A 12,391-nucleotide genomic window follows, 5' to 3' on the forward strand; every position below is an offset into this window, starting at 1 on the left:
CCGCCCAAGAGAGTGAACCAAAGCACCTTTACCCGCAGTTTCAGCTGTTCCGCAGGGGTATAGCTGCCATCCGCCTTTACTGCGCCAAAAAGCCAGGACACACCAAAAGCACCGCGGATCTCCTCCTTCTTCTCCCCTGCCATTCTGTATCGGATGGGTGAGAGCATCACCACAAGCACGATCAGCAGGATGAGAATGAGAAGGGCCAGCAGCAGGATGCCCAGCCATTTTAAAATTCCCAGTAAGATCAGTAAAGCCTTCATATTGTTTCATTCCTTTGTTTCTTTGCCCTTCTGCGCAGGAAGGCCGCCGCCAGCCATATAAGCAGGCAGACCCCTAAAAACAGAAACGCAATGGCATACGCCGTATCCCGAAAGAAGCCTTCGGGCACGATATTGATAAGCAGATCCGTTTCCGGATCCAGAAGCCAGTCATCATTATCAAAAAAGATAAGATGGAAGGTCGTAAAATATTTCGTAAAATCCGTGGAGAGGAGGGCTGCCAGCCCTGCCATGGCGCCGATGAAAAGCCCGATGCCCCACTGCAGCATCCGCAGGAGTGTCTGCCCCTCTTCCTTCAGCAGCAGATATGCCCCACAGAGCAAAGCCAGCAGCGCCGCACCTTCTCTCAGTTTCACGGCTCCCAGAAACAGCCCCTGTACATCCGCCATGTGGCGTTTTTCCTTTGCATTGAAAAACTCCCGTTCTTCGCCGTCCACAAGGGTATTGACCACCAGGTCTTCTCTGTCTCCCCGCAGGTAATCCATCATTTCATCGGTGACCGTCAGAAGATCCTCCATTTCCATGGGGACTTTCTCCAGCACGTTGTATTTCGTATATTCTTTTTCAAAATAATCGGGATGGAAATACACCACCACTTCCACCGAAGTGATGAGGACAACAAGGGTCACGCAAAAAGCGGCGATCAGCCCCAGAAGGGGATACACAGATGTTGTTTTCATATTTCCTCCCTTATAAGATCAGTTCTCCGGGATCGGCGGGATTCCTGCCGTCCTTCACCGCATCCTCTGTCATAAAACACAGCAGATCGATGGCCGCTCTTCTGCCCATGGCAATGCCGGCAATCCGGCCGGGGCGGTTTTTGTTCCGCTCATGGAACAGGTCGCGGGAAGAAAGGATCTCCAGTCTGTTTTTATCCTCGAAAAGGACGATGCAGCATAGATGCAGCACAGGAATGCTGCGGCGCAGGCTGTAAATGACCGTTTCCAGTTCTGTCACATTTCCTGCCACGAATAAATTGTCGATGAGTTTCACACTGCTTCCTCCTTTCGCATAGATTGATACAGTTTATAGTATAGCATAAAATTTCAGGCTGGCATATCAAAAAACCGCCGAAACCGAAAATTTATAATCTGGCCAGCGCCTGTTCCAGTTCATTCAGATGATCGATGGGATACATCCGCAGCAGTTCTTTATACTGAGATGCGCTCAGGTCGGGGGTCTCCGTGTAAATGGCGATCTTTCCGCTCAGATCCGTCTGGGCAAATTTCAGTTTCAGTTTGATAAAATCATCTTTCTGCATGGTTCTTCTCTCCTTTGTCCTTTTCTTTTTTGAAAATTTCACTGCACCCCATCAGCAGCAGAAAGCCGCCGAAAATCTTCCGCAGCAGTTCCGATTCCAGAGAAACGGCCAGAAAAGACCCTGCCGCCGCCCCTGCCAGCCCCATGGCCGCCAGCGGTTTTGCCGTTTTCCAGTCCAGACTGCCTTTCTTCTGATGGGTGATGAGGGCGGCCAGTGCTGTGGGGATAAAATAAATCAGGTTGATCCCCTGTGCCTGCTGCTGGGTGATCTCCGTCAGAAACAGCAGAGCGGGGATGAGTATGGTGCCGCCGCCGATGCCCATGCCGCTGACGATGCCGGCACAGAAGCCCGTCAGGACTACCCACATCATAAGATCAGCCTCACAGCCGCCGCAATCATAAATCCTCCGAAAATACGGTGGAGCCAGATGCCGCTGACCCTGCTCAGCAGCCTTGCTCCCACGATACCGCCCACCAGTCCCCCTGCCGATGCCCAAAGAGCCGTCTGCCATACTGCAAAAAGCCCCGTTTTCCATAAATAGATCCCCAGAGAAAGCAGCGACAGGGGCAGAATAATGGCAATGGCCGTGGCGTGAGCCCTGTGTTCCTCCACCCCAAGGAACCGCTCCATGGCAGGCACAACGATGGTGCCGCCCCCGGAACCAAACAGTCCGTTGGCAAAGCCTGTGACCAGCCCGACCAGAAGTTTCTTCCATTTTCCCATGGTGAAACATCCCTCCCTTCTCCCTTAGTATGGCAAAAAGAGGCATAGCCCATTCGCCATGCCCCTTTTCCTTATTTCCCGTGATTGTTGTCATTGCCCATGTTTTTCACATCATTTTTCACGTTGTCCCATGCATTGCGGATATCCTGCCCCAAAGTATTGTCCCTGTTTGTGCCGTTGTCCGTCCGCATACCGTAGGTATTGCGTTCTGTGTTGTTGCTGTCTGTCCAGTTGGGCCCGCCGGAATAAATGCCGTACCCATCCGGGTTCGTATCGTTGACAAGGGAACCGTTTTTCGTCATTTCGTTATACCAGTTCCTTGCCTGTGTCTCATCCACCTTGCCATCGGCACCGCAGCCGCCGAACAACGCCAGCGCCATCATCACGGCCGCCAGAAAGCCTGTTTTTCTGCCAAACATAAAATCCCTCCCGCGTTTATTTTCGCAATCTGCATTGCCCTTTTAGTCTTTGTCATTTCCGCAGGAAAAACCACAGTTTTCACTGGCAGATCCTCCAGAAAATGCCGTTTTTGACCGCAGGGATGGCAGAAAATGCCCCACCGAAAACCTTGTGCGTCACCCAAAACATTGGTATACTAAATCCTTAGAAAACCCGATGATTTTCCATCTTTTTCAATAAAGGAGTGTGCAAGATTATGACAAAAAGAAAAAGCGGTGTGCTGCTGCATCCCACCTCCCTGCCTTCTTCCTTTGGCGTAGGCGATCTGGGTCAGGCGGCCTATACATTCATCGATAAACTGGAGGCGGCAGGCCAGACCCTGTGGCAGGTGCTGCCCCTTGTGCCCACCGATGACGGCGGCTCCCCTTACTGCAGCTGTTCCGCCTTCGCCGGCAACGTCCTTCTCATCAGCCCCCAAAAACTGGCGGAAGACGGCTTTCTGACAGAAGAAGACCTGCAGGCTGCCGCTGCTGCCCCCGCCGCAAGGGTAGATTATGCCAAGGCCCGTGAAATCAAACTGCCTCTGCTGGAAAAGGCATATCAGAACTTCAAGGCAGGCGAAACACCCGCAGGCTATGAAGCATTCTGCGAAAAGAATGCTTACTGGCTGGATGACTACACCCTCTATCTTGCTTTGAAAAATCACTTCCGTGCAGAGCGTATGGCTGAAACAGAAACAGAAAATTTTGATGTCTTCTCTGCCGAATGCGAAGGAACTGCCCTGACAGAAACCCAGCTGAAGGAGTATTATGTGGGCGCAAACTGGGTATCCTTCCCCAAGGCCATCCGCAAACGCAACGTGATGACCCTGAAAAAATGGAGAAAAGAACTGGCAGGCGCCATTGAAAAAGAAACTTTCCTGCAGTACATTTTTGCAAAACAGTGGCAGGAAGTGAAGGCATACGCCAACGAAAAAGGCATCTCCATCATCGGCGATGCACCTATTTTCGTAGCTTATGACAGTGCTGACGTATGGGCAAACCAGAAGCTGTTCCGTCTGGACAGCAAGGGCTTCCCTACCTGCGTGACAGGTGTGCCCCCCGATTATTTCAGCGAAACAGGCCAGCTCTGGGGTAACCCTCACTATGACTGGAAACAGCACGAAAAAACATCCTTCGCATGGTGGTTCTCCCGTGTACAGAAAACACTGGAAGACATAGACATCCTGCGTATCGACCATTTCCGCGGCTTCGAATCCTGCTGGGAAGTGGAATTCGGCGCAGAAGATGCCCGCGGCGGCAAATGGGCAAAAGCCCCCGGCGAAAAATTCTTCGCCCTGCTGAAGGAAAAACTGGGAGATGACCTGCCCCTGATCGCAGAAGATCTGGGCATCATCACAGAAGAAGTGGCGGCTCTGCGCGCCTTTGCAGGCCTGCCCGGCATGCGTATTTTGCAGTTCGCCTTCGGTCAGGATAAAAACAATGCTTATCTGCCCCATGCCTACGATAAAAACACCGTGGTATATACCGGTACCCACGACAACGACACCACAAAAGGCTGGTACGAAACAGCCACCGAAGCAGAAAAAGACCATTACCGCCGTTATTTGAACGCAGACGGCTCCAACGTGGCATGGGACTTCATCCGCCTTGCCCTGTCCTCCCCCGCCGATCTGGCCATCATCCCCCTGCAGGATGTACTGGCACTGGGCACAGAATACCGCATGAATATTCCCGGCACTGCCACAGGCAACTGGGGCTTCTCCTTCTCCTTCGACCAGTGGTGGGATGGCTTTACCGACGGCCTGAAATATACTTCCGAACTCTTTGGCAGAAATCAGAAACCTTTCATCGAAAAAACAGAAGAAGCGGAAACAGAAGAAATTGCAGCAGAAGAACAGGAATCCTGCAGATAAACCACATGACTTTATTGCATTTCCACCCTTTTTCTGTTACAGTTAAAGGTAGTACTTTTGTAAGTTTACCTTATTTAAGGAGGAAATAAATTATGTGCGGCTTTTGCGGCTTTACCGGGCAGATCGCTACGCCCGAAGAAATTCTGGAAAAAATGAAAAACAAGATCGTCCACCGCGGTCCTGACAGCGGCGGCTCCCATATCGATACAGGCATCGCCATGGGGTTCCGCAGACTGAGCTTCGTGGATCTGGAAGGCGGTCATCAGCCTATCTATAACGAAACAAAAGATATGGTCATTACTTTCAATGGCGAAATCTATAACCATCAGGAAATCAGAGAAGAACTGGAAGCAAAGGGTCATGTGATGGGCAGCCGCGCAGACACGGAAGTTCTGATCCACGGCTACGAAGAATGGGGCGAAGAGATCCTGCAGAAACTGCGCGGTATGTTTGCCTTCGTTATCTGGGACAAGAAAAACGAAACCCTCTTCGGCGCCCGCGACTTCTTCGGCATCAAACCCTTCTACTATACGCTGGCAGACGGCAACTTCATCTATGGTTCCGAAATCAAATCCATTCTGGAACACCCCGCAGTGAAAAAAGAAGTGAACCCCGTGGCACTGGAAAACTATCTGACATTCCAGTACAGCGTTCTGGAAGAAACCTTCTTCAAAGGCATTTTCAAACTGATGCCTGCCCACTGCTTCACTTTCAAAAACGGCAAACTGGACATCAAACGTTACTGGGAACCCGTTTTCGAACCAGACAACAGCAAAACACTGGATCAGTGGGTGGATGAGATCGATGCAGCAATGCAGGATTCCATTCAGGCACACAAAGTCGCTGATGTTGAGGTTGGTTCCTTCCTCTCCAGCGGCGTTGACAGCTCCTATGTGGCAGCTTGCTTCAACGGCGACAAAACATTCACCGTTGGTTTCGACTATCAGAACTACAACGAAATCGATTACGCAAAGGCACTGTCTGAAAAAATCGAGATCGATAACTACAGCCACCTGATCTCCGAACAGGAATACTGGGATTCCATCGGCAATGTACAGTACCACATGGACGAGCCTCTGGCTGACCCTTCTGCCATCGCGCTGTATTTCGTTGCTCGCACAGCGGCACAGCATGTGAAAACATCCATGTCCGGCGAAGGTGCCGATGAGTTCTTCGGTGGCTACAATATCTATCGTGAACCCCACGATCTGCTGCCTCTGACTCGCCTGCCCCGCCCCGTGAGAAAAACACTGGGTGCAATGGCACAGAAACTGCCTAAAATGAAAGGGAAAAACTACCTGATCCGCGGCAGCAAAGACCTGCAGGAACGTTTTATCGGGAATGCCTTCATGCTGAATGAACAGGAAAGAGAACGTATCCTGAAAAACCCCACAGGCAAATTCCATCATACCCAGCTGACAAAACCTTTCTATGATAAGGTGAAACATCTGGATGATGTAACAAAAATGCAGTACATCGATATCCACTTCTGGCTCATCGGCGATATCCTGCTGAAAGCCGACAAGATGTCCATGGCACACTCTCTGGAAGTGCGTGTACCTTTCCTGGACAGAGTAGTATTCGACGTGGCAAGAAAAGTACCTACAGAATTCAAGGTAACAAAGGAAAACACAAAATTCGCCATGAGACAGGCGGCACACCGCTACCTGCCCGATATGGTTGCAGAAAAGAAAAAACTGGGCTTCCCCGTACCTATCCGTGTATGGCTGAGGGAAGATAAATATTACAATATCGTCAAAGAAGCCTTCCACAGCCCTGCGGCACAGGAATATTTCAAGACAGAAGAGATCATGAAATATCTGGATGACCATAAGGCAGGCAAGGCGGACAACAGCCGTAAGATCTGGACCGTTTATATGTTCCTCGTATGGCATAAACAGTTCTTCTAATTGGGAGTTCCACTCCCGAACCCACGCAAGGGGTATAATACCCCTTGACCCCTATACGCAAAAAAGACGACCAAATGGTCGTCTTTTTTAATTAAAGTTTTTGGTTTCGCTTTTTTCAAAAAGCGAACGGGGTGGCGGGGTGGAACCCTGCCTTAAATCGCTGCGATCTTCGCGTCGATATCCTGATCCAGCACTGCAACTTTTTCTTCTGCAGCCTGCAGGCTGTCTGCTTTTACGCCGATATAGAATTTCAGTTTGGGTTCTGTGCCGGAAGGACGGATACATACCCATGTGCCGTCTTCCAGTGTATAATGCAGTACATCGGAAACGGGCAGAGGGCTACCGCTTTCTTCGCCTGTCACCAGGTTTTTGAATACCTGTGTTTTATAGTCTTTTGCAACCACTACTTTGAAGCCGCCCAGTGTTGCAGGTGTGTTTTCTCTGAATGTTTTCATGATCAGGGCGATACGTTCCATACCTTCCAGACCTTTCATTGTCAGAGATTTTACGCCTTCGCGGAAGTAGCCGTATTTTTCATACAGAGACAGCAGCGCTTCATACAGTGTCATGCCTTTTTCTTTGTAGTATGCTGCCATTTCACAAACCAGAACTGCAGCAAAAACAGCATCTTTGTCTCTTGCGTATGTGCCGCCCAGACAGCCGTAGCTTTCTTCAAAGCCGTACAGATATGTGTGAGAGCCTGTTTCTTCGAAGCCTTTGATCTTTTCACCGATGAATTTGAAGCCTGTCAGAACGTCCATTTTTTCTACGCCGTAAGCTTCGCAGATGGGTGTGATCATTTCTGTGGAAACGATGGTCTTAATAACCGCGCCGTTTGCAGGCAGTCTGTCCTGAGCTTTTCTCTGGCTCAGGATATATTCTGTTGCCAGTGCGCCAACGTGGTTACCTGTCAGGGCAACAAATTCGCCCTTATCATCTTTTACCATAGCACCTACACGGTCACAGTCAGGGTCTGTACCGATCAGGATATCCGCATCCACTTTTGCAGCCAGTTCCTGTGCCATTGCAAATACTTTTGTATCTTCGGGGTTAGGATAGTCTACAGTGGAGAAGGAAGAATCGGGTGCTTCCTGTTCTTTTACGATATAAACATTTTTGAAACCTGCTTTTTCCAGATTGCGGCGAACGGGCAGATTACCGGAACCATGCAGAGGTGTGTAAACGATGTTCAGTTTATCACCCATGCGCTGGATCATTTCGTGGTTCATCAGGGAAGCCTGTACGTTTTTATCGAACGCCTCATCCACTTCTTCCCCGATCAGGTTGAACAGTTTTTTCGCTTCTGCTTCTGCTCTGTCCATTCTCTTGATCTGACCGAAATCTGTTACAGCGTTTACTTCTGTGATGATGCCTTTATCTCTGGGAGCTACTACCTGTGCGCCGTCTGCCCAGTATACTTTGTAGCCGTTATATTCAGGGGGATTGTGGGATGCTGTCAGCACAACGCCTGCTGTGCAGCCCAGTTCTCTGACTGCGAAGGACAGCATGGGAACGGGACGCAGGGAAGGATAAACGAAGGCAGGAATACCGTTTGCAGCAAAGATCAGACCTGCAACCTCTGCAAATTCAGGGGACATGAAACGGGAATCGTAAGCAATGGCTACGCCCTTGTCCTGTGTGCCTTCTTTCAGGATATAGTTTGCCAGGCCCTGAGAAGCTTTCCCTACTGTGTACTGGTTCAGTCTGTTGGAGCCGTTGCCGATGATGCCGCGCAGGCCGCCTGTACCAAATTCCAGTTCTTTAAAGAAACGTTCCTTGATCTCTGTTTCGTTATCCGCAATGCTTCTCAGTTCCGCTTTTGTTTCTTCATCGATAAAGGGATCTTCCAGCCACTGCTGATATCTTACGCGATAGTCTTCCATATTATTTTTTCCTCCTTAAAAATGTTGTCTTTTGTTTTACTCCAATGTTGCATGTAAAGATGCAGTCGTACTCTGGATGGAAACGCTCTGTCGGAACGTACTGTATCCATCTTTTTCCACCTGCACGTTATAAGAACCGTAGGGCAGGTTCACCTGCATGGGGGCAACGCCGTATTCCTCGCCGTTGATATAGACCCATGCGCCGTCAACATCCGCCGTCACGGTCAATGTACCATATTGCATGTCTCTTGCCAGTTCTGCATTGAGCGTCAGGCTGTCCTTATCCAGCATAACACGCTGGCTCCATTCCGTATAGCCGTTTTTCAGAATGACCACGTCATATTCCCCCATGGGCAGAACCGCAGGGCTTTCCGCCAGTGTGCCGTTGATGTACAGCTTATAATTGCTGACATTGGCATTCACGATAATGACGCCCACCTTTTCCTGAGCTTTGGAAAGGTCATACAGAAAATCCTCTCCCGCCTTCACAAAAAGGGTATCTTTTCTGGTCTCGATATTGGAGCCTGTTACGGTCACCTCATGCTGACCCCCGCGAACAGCCACCTTCATGCCTTCTGTCAGAGGAAGGGGTTCCTCCGCATCCAGCTGAAATTCGCCGTCTTTGATATTTTTGGCATTTTCCACTTCGATATAACCGTGATATTCCAAAACTTCCACAGACCAGACCACATCTTCCACCAGTTTCAGTTCCAGCAGGTCGCAGGGTTCCAGGTCTTTGGGGGAAATTTCTTCCCCATCATACAGGAACAGCGCTTTTTCGCCGTATATATAGGAATCCTCATCTCCGATCAGACGACTTTTCGTCGTATCCGCCTGCAGCCCCGTCCCTTCCACGGTCTGGATAGCTGCGTTGCTGTAGTCGATGGAACGAGCCGTTTCGCCGTCCTTATCCAATTCTACCATAACAAGGTCGCCCATTTCCACGCCGCCATAGGCAACCGTGCGTCCCTGTTCATCGATAACTTCCGTTTCTTCAGTCAGAAGCAGTGTTTTCCGACGTTCTTCGGTGATATCATACACCAACGCTTCACCTTCGTCCAGCACACTTTCCACCAGCATGGGGAAAGCCTGTCCGGAAGGCTTTGCAGGAGATGCCGCAGGATGGAACCCACAGCGCACCAGAGAAAAACCGATGATGCAGGCAAGCACCCCCAGAGCTACGATCAGCCCCATGGTCTTTTTGCTCATTCCGAAGCGTTCTTCTTCGTCATACTCCTCCCATTCTTCCTCCTCCGGAGGTACGGGCTGGTTTTTGATCGGCTGTACAGGGATCGTCTGTCTGGTATCCCCCAGTTCTTCCTCTTCCGAAAACTCCCGGTCGGGCACATCAAATTTTTCAGACTCAAAGGCGTTCAGAAATTCACTGGCATCGCCCAGTTCGTCTTCTTCTGCAGGCTCCTTCTGCAGCTGCTTCACTTGTTCATTTATATCATCCAGTCTCACGGTCAGGCCAAAGTCCTGATCATTTTCCTGAAAGTGATAGTCCTTCATTGCTTTCTCCTCCTTCGGGGAAAAATTGCGGAGTTCCTCATCTTTTATTGTAATTCTTTTCCCGTGAAGTTGCAACAAGAAAAAACAGCAAAGGCTGCCAAGGAAACATCCTTAACAGCCTTTTTCGATGATGTCTTTCAGGATGCGGCCCTTTTCTTCTTCCCGGGCGGCTGCCGCCAGCCGTTCCTGCATGGCAGGAGAGACACAGGCTCTGCGGCGATTATAATATTCATTGACCAGCCGCAGGAATTTTTCCGGATAGACCAGCATTCCCTGCAGGATGGTCAGATCATCGGCAGAAAGGGGCATGTATTTTCCATAGCTTTCCAACATAGCCGCTACCCCCGCCGCCGTTCCTTCTGTTTTTTTGAAATACCGCCGCAGATAATACGCCAGATCTGCCAGCGGCAGTTCACTGCTGCATTTGTCAAAACTGCCAACAAAGATCTCGCCTTTTTCGCTGACCCGCAGAGCTTCCCCCTTGTAGGCATTGTGGCAGAAAGCCCCCGTCTCTGCCGCTTTGTCCAGCACCTCCCCATAGCCGCCTTCCTGCAGCAGTTCCTCCGCTTCCCGCACCTGTCCCATCAAGCGATCATACTGGCGCAGCAGCAGCAGGTCGATAGCATCATAATTGCCCCGTCTGTCATTGCGGCGGCGGATCTTAGCCAGTTCTGCTCTCCTTCTGGCATAAAGCCCCGGTAGCCGTTCTCTGTCCCAGTGGGCCGCATCGCTGTGCAACCCGACAGCCGCCCGATGCATCCGCCCCAAGGTTTCCGCTCCCCGCACAAAAGCCGCTGCGCTTTCCTCCGCCAGCGCCTCTCCGGGCATCACATCTTCCAGTGCATACAGCACTCCGTCATAACGGTAAAAAGGTTCTCCGTCCAAAGCCGGATAAAAACGGCTGATCGTATGGAAGCCGTTTTTTTGCAGCTGTTCCTTCACATCAAAGGCCAGCCGCAGGCTTTCCGCGCTGCCTCTGGGCTTTTTCAGTTCCCTGAGCCCCTGATCTGTGCGGCAGATCAGCCCTGTCCGCGTCCGCATGCCGCCCCGAAATCGGAGTCCATAGCCTTCCCACAATATTTTTTCATTGATGTCTTCCATCCTCATTCCCCCTGCTTCCCGACAAACTTCCTCTGGAACATCCTATGGGGGAAAATAAAAAAATAGACCTTGCATTTCCTGCAAGGTCTCAAAAAGAAAAAAATGCGCCTTCAGGGACTCGAACCCTGGACCCACTGATTAAGAGTCAGTTGCTCTACCAACTGAGCTAAAGGCGCACATCACAATTGCAAAAAATATTCTAACACCAAGTTTTTTATCTGTCAATCTATTTTTCAGAAAAATCACCTGTTTTTCAATAACTCGATGGCTTCATGGATTATATTAAAAATATTGAACGCCTATTGCATACAAATGTCTTTTGTGCTATGGTAAATGCATAAATATATGGTGATTCTTCGGGGCAGGGTGAAATTCCCTACCGGCGGTGAAAGTCCGCGACCCTTAACGTTCTTTGGAAGGTTAAGGCTGATCTGGTGAAATTCCAGAACCGACGGTTACAGTCCGGATGAGAGAAGAAAACTGGTGCTGTTCAGGCGTTTTTTTCGCGCGGAAAATCTGCGTGCCTGCATGGTGCTCTTTTGCTGTACGCAATGCCCCTGAATTTCGATTCAGGGGCTTTTCCTGTTTCAGCACCAATGACCATTCAGAAGAATTCCCCACATATTTCAGACATCTATTTCAACACATTATGATCTAAATCTGTTTGGAGGAATGAAACAATGAAAACCCAAAAGAAATTCAAAACCCGTGACCTGACTCTGATCGCAATGCTGGGCGCCATCTGCTGTGTGCTGATGCACATCGACTTTCCCCTGCCCTTCATGCCGCCCTTCATGAATTTTGACCTGTGCGGTCTGGTGGAACTGATGGGCGGGTTCGCCATGGGCCCTCTGCAGGCATTCTTCATCATTCTGGTAAAGATCCTGCTGAAACTGGCAACGGAAGGTACCTCTTCCGCCTTCACAGGGGAACTGCAGAATGTGATCCTCAGCTGCGCTTACGTACTGCCCCCCGTGATCCTGTATCACCGCAATAAAAGCAAAAAAACTGCCATCCGGGGTATGTTCATCGGTTCTGTGGTCTGCAGTGTGCTGGCAGTCTTTACCAACCTGTTCATCATCATCCCCTTCTACATGGCACTGATGGGGCAGGAAATGAGCTACTTCGTTCAGATGTGTACAGAAGCCAACCCTCTGGTACAGAACGCCGCAACGCTGGCCTTCTTCGGCATCGTTCCCTTTAACCTGATCAAATGCGGCATCAATTCCGTAGGCGCACTGGTATTATATAAACGCCTGAGTCCCATCCTGCACGGAAACGGCACAGGCGCAAAGGCAGCAACGGCAGAACAGACAAAGGCATAAAGGAGAAATCGATATGAAATTCAGCATGGATAAAAACTTAACTTTTGAACAGGCAAAAGCCCTCCTGTGGGAACAGCTGGG

Annotated in this window: 12 protein-coding genes, 1 tRNA gene, 1 pseudogene and 1 riboswitch; of the genes and pseudogenes, 3 read left to right on the top strand and 11 right to left on the bottom strand. The window is 50.1% G+C overall.

Features of this window, described 5'->3' with window-relative positions; all coding sequences use genetic code 11:
• The 7 genes and pseudogenes from ACJMLT_RS07180 to ACJMLT_RS07210 all read right to left on the bottom strand — a co-directional run.
• Nucleotides 1–263, bottom strand: a pseudogene (locus ACJMLT_RS07180) (hypothetical protein); the annotation flags it as partial.
• Nucleotides 260–961 (bottom strand): TIGR01906 family membrane protein, encoded by a 702-nt coding sequence (locus tag ACJMLT_RS07185; RefSeq protein WP_405728696.1) that lies wholly within the window; start codon nucleotides 959–961, stop codon nucleotides 260–262. The pseudogene ACJMLT_RS07180 and the gene ACJMLT_RS07185, both read right to left, overlap by 4 nt.
• Nucleotides 962–971: 10 nt before the next feature.
• Nucleotides 972–1,274 carry a hypothetical protein gene (locus ACJMLT_RS07190; protein ID WP_405728699.1) on the bottom strand — a complete coding sequence of 101 codons (303 nt, stop codon included), beginning with the start codon at nucleotides 1,272–1,274 and terminating at the stop codon, nucleotides 972–974.
• 91 nt (nucleotides 1,275–1,365) lie between these two features.
• Complete coding sequence (locus ACJMLT_RS07195; protein WP_405728702.1) at nucleotides 1,366–1,542, bottom strand: hypothetical protein; 177 nt, start codon at nucleotides 1,540–1,542, stop codon at nucleotides 1,366–1,368.
• Nucleotides 1,529–1,912 (bottom strand): sulfite exporter TauE/SafE family protein, encoded by a 384-nt coding sequence (locus ACJMLT_RS07200; protein ID WP_405728705.1) that lies wholly within the window; start codon nucleotides 1,910–1,912, stop codon nucleotides 1,529–1,531. Before ACJMLT_RS07200 ends, ACJMLT_RS07195 begins: the two co-directional genes overlap by 14 nt.
• Nucleotides 1,909–2,265, bottom strand: coding sequence for a sulfite exporter TauE/SafE family protein (locus tag ACJMLT_RS07205; protein WP_405728708.1), 357 nt, complete (start codon nucleotides 2,263–2,265; stop codon nucleotides 1,909–1,911). Before ACJMLT_RS07205 ends, ACJMLT_RS07200 begins: the two co-directional genes overlap by 4 nt.
• A gap of 71 nt (nucleotides 2,266–2,336) precedes the next feature.
• A complete protein-coding gene (locus tag ACJMLT_RS07210) occupies nucleotides 2,337–2,684 on the bottom strand; it encodes a hypothetical protein (protein ID WP_405728711.1) in 348 nt (115 codons plus the stop codon).
• A 236-nt stretch (nucleotides 2,685–2,920) separates the two neighbouring features.
• On the opposite strand from ACJMLT_RS07210, the gene malQ reads away from it, so the two are divergent.
• Together malQ and asnB are read left to right on the top strand one after the other, a co-directional pair.
• On the top strand, nucleotides 2,921–4,579 hold the full coding sequence (gene malQ, locus ACJMLT_RS07215; RefSeq protein WP_405728714.1) for a 4-alpha-glucanotransferase: 1,659 nt from the start codon (nucleotides 2,921–2,923) through the stop codon (nucleotides 4,577–4,579).
• A gap of 92 nt (nucleotides 4,580–4,671) precedes the next feature.
• A complete protein-coding gene (gene asnB / locus ACJMLT_RS07220; protein ID WP_405728717.1) occupies nucleotides 4,672–6,489 on the top strand; it encodes an asparagine synthase (glutamine-hydrolyzing) in 1,818 nt (605 codons plus the stop codon).
• 152 nt (nucleotides 6,490–6,641) lie between these two features.
• Here asnB and ACJMLT_RS07225 read toward each other — a convergent pair whose 3' ends face one another.
• The 4 genes from ACJMLT_RS07225 to ACJMLT_RS07240 all read right to left on the bottom strand — a co-directional run bounded on the left by ACJMLT_RS07225 (nucleotide 6,642) and on the right by ACJMLT_RS07240 (nucleotide 11,161).
• Nucleotides 6,642–8,372, bottom strand: coding sequence for a phospho-sugar mutase (locus ACJMLT_RS07225; RefSeq protein WP_405728720.1), 1,731 nt, complete (start codon nucleotides 8,370–8,372; stop codon nucleotides 6,642–6,644).
• 36 nt (nucleotides 8,373–8,408) lie between these two features.
• Nucleotides 8,409–9,884 (bottom strand): PEGA domain-containing protein, encoded by a 1,476-nt coding sequence (locus ACJMLT_RS07230; protein WP_405728723.1) that lies wholly within the window; start codon nucleotides 9,882–9,884, stop codon nucleotides 8,409–8,411.
• Nucleotides 9,885–9,995: 111 nt separating this feature from the next.
• Complete coding sequence (locus ACJMLT_RS07235; protein ID WP_405728726.1) at nucleotides 9,996–10,985, bottom strand: hypothetical protein; 990 nt, start codon at nucleotides 10,983–10,985, stop codon at nucleotides 9,996–9,998.
• Between the two features lie 103 nt (nucleotides 10,986–11,088).
• Nucleotides 11,089–11,161, bottom strand: a tRNA-Lys gene (locus tag ACJMLT_RS07240).
• Nucleotides 11,162–11,333: 172 nt separating this feature from the next.
• Nucleotides 11,334–11,467, top strand: a riboswitch (FMN riboswitch).
• 198 nt (nucleotides 11,468–11,665) lie between these two features.
• On the opposite strand from ACJMLT_RS07240, the gene ACJMLT_RS07245 reads away from it, so the two are divergent.
• A complete protein-coding gene (locus tag ACJMLT_RS07245) occupies nucleotides 11,666–12,310 on the top strand; it encodes an ECF transporter S component (RefSeq protein ID WP_405728729.1) in 645 nt (214 codons plus the stop codon).
• The last annotated feature ends 81 nt before the right edge of the window (nucleotides 12,311–12,391 follow it).

Origin of the sequence: Anaerotignum sp. (genome assembly GCF_045122575.1) — a bacterium.
GTDB lineage: Bacteria > Bacillota > Clostridia > Lachnospirales > Anaerotignaceae > Anaerotignum_A.

Bases quoted from the DNA above. Each gene is read 5' to 3' on its own strand.
- ACJMLT_RS07185 (WP_405728696.1), bottom strand. From the start codon at position 961: ATGAAAACAACATCTGTGTATCCCCTTCTGGGGCTGATCGCCGCTTTT.
- ACJMLT_RS07195 (WP_405728702.1), bottom strand. From the start codon at position 1,542: ATGCAGAAAGATGATTTTATCAAACTGAAACTGAAATTTGCCCAGACG.
- ACJMLT_RS07200 (WP_405728705.1), bottom strand. From the start codon at position 1,912: ATGATGTGGGTAGTCCTGACGGGCTTCTGTGCCGGCATCGTCAGCGGC.
- ACJMLT_RS07205 (WP_405728708.1), bottom strand. From the start codon at position 2,265: ATGGGAAAATGGAAGAAACTTCTGGTCGGGCTGGTCACAGGCTTTGCC.
- ACJMLT_RS07210 (WP_405728711.1), bottom strand. From the start codon at position 2,684: ATGTTTGGCAGAAAAACAGGCTTTCTGGCGGCCGTGATGATGGCGCTG.
- malQ (WP_405728714.1), top strand. From the start codon at position 2,921: ATGACAAAAAGAAAAAGCGGTGTGCTGCTGCATCCCACCTCCCTGCCT.
- asnB (WP_405728717.1), top strand. From the start codon at position 4,672: ATGTGCGGCTTTTGCGGCTTTACCGGGCAGATCGCTACGCCCGAAGAA.
- ACJMLT_RS07225 (WP_405728720.1), bottom strand. From the start codon at position 8,372: ATGGAAGACTATCGCGTAAGATATCAGCAGTGGCTGGAAGATCCCTTT.
- ACJMLT_RS07230 (WP_405728723.1), bottom strand. From the start codon at position 9,884: ATGAAGGACTATCACTTTCAGGAAAATGATCAGGACTTTGGCCTGACC.
- ACJMLT_RS07235 (WP_405728726.1), bottom strand. From the start codon at position 10,985: ATGGAAGACATCAATGAAAAAATATTGTGGGAAGGCTATGGACTCCGA.
- ACJMLT_RS07245 (WP_405728729.1), top strand. From the start codon at position 11,666: ATGAAAACCCAAAAGAAATTCAAAACCCGTGACCTGACTCTGATCGCA.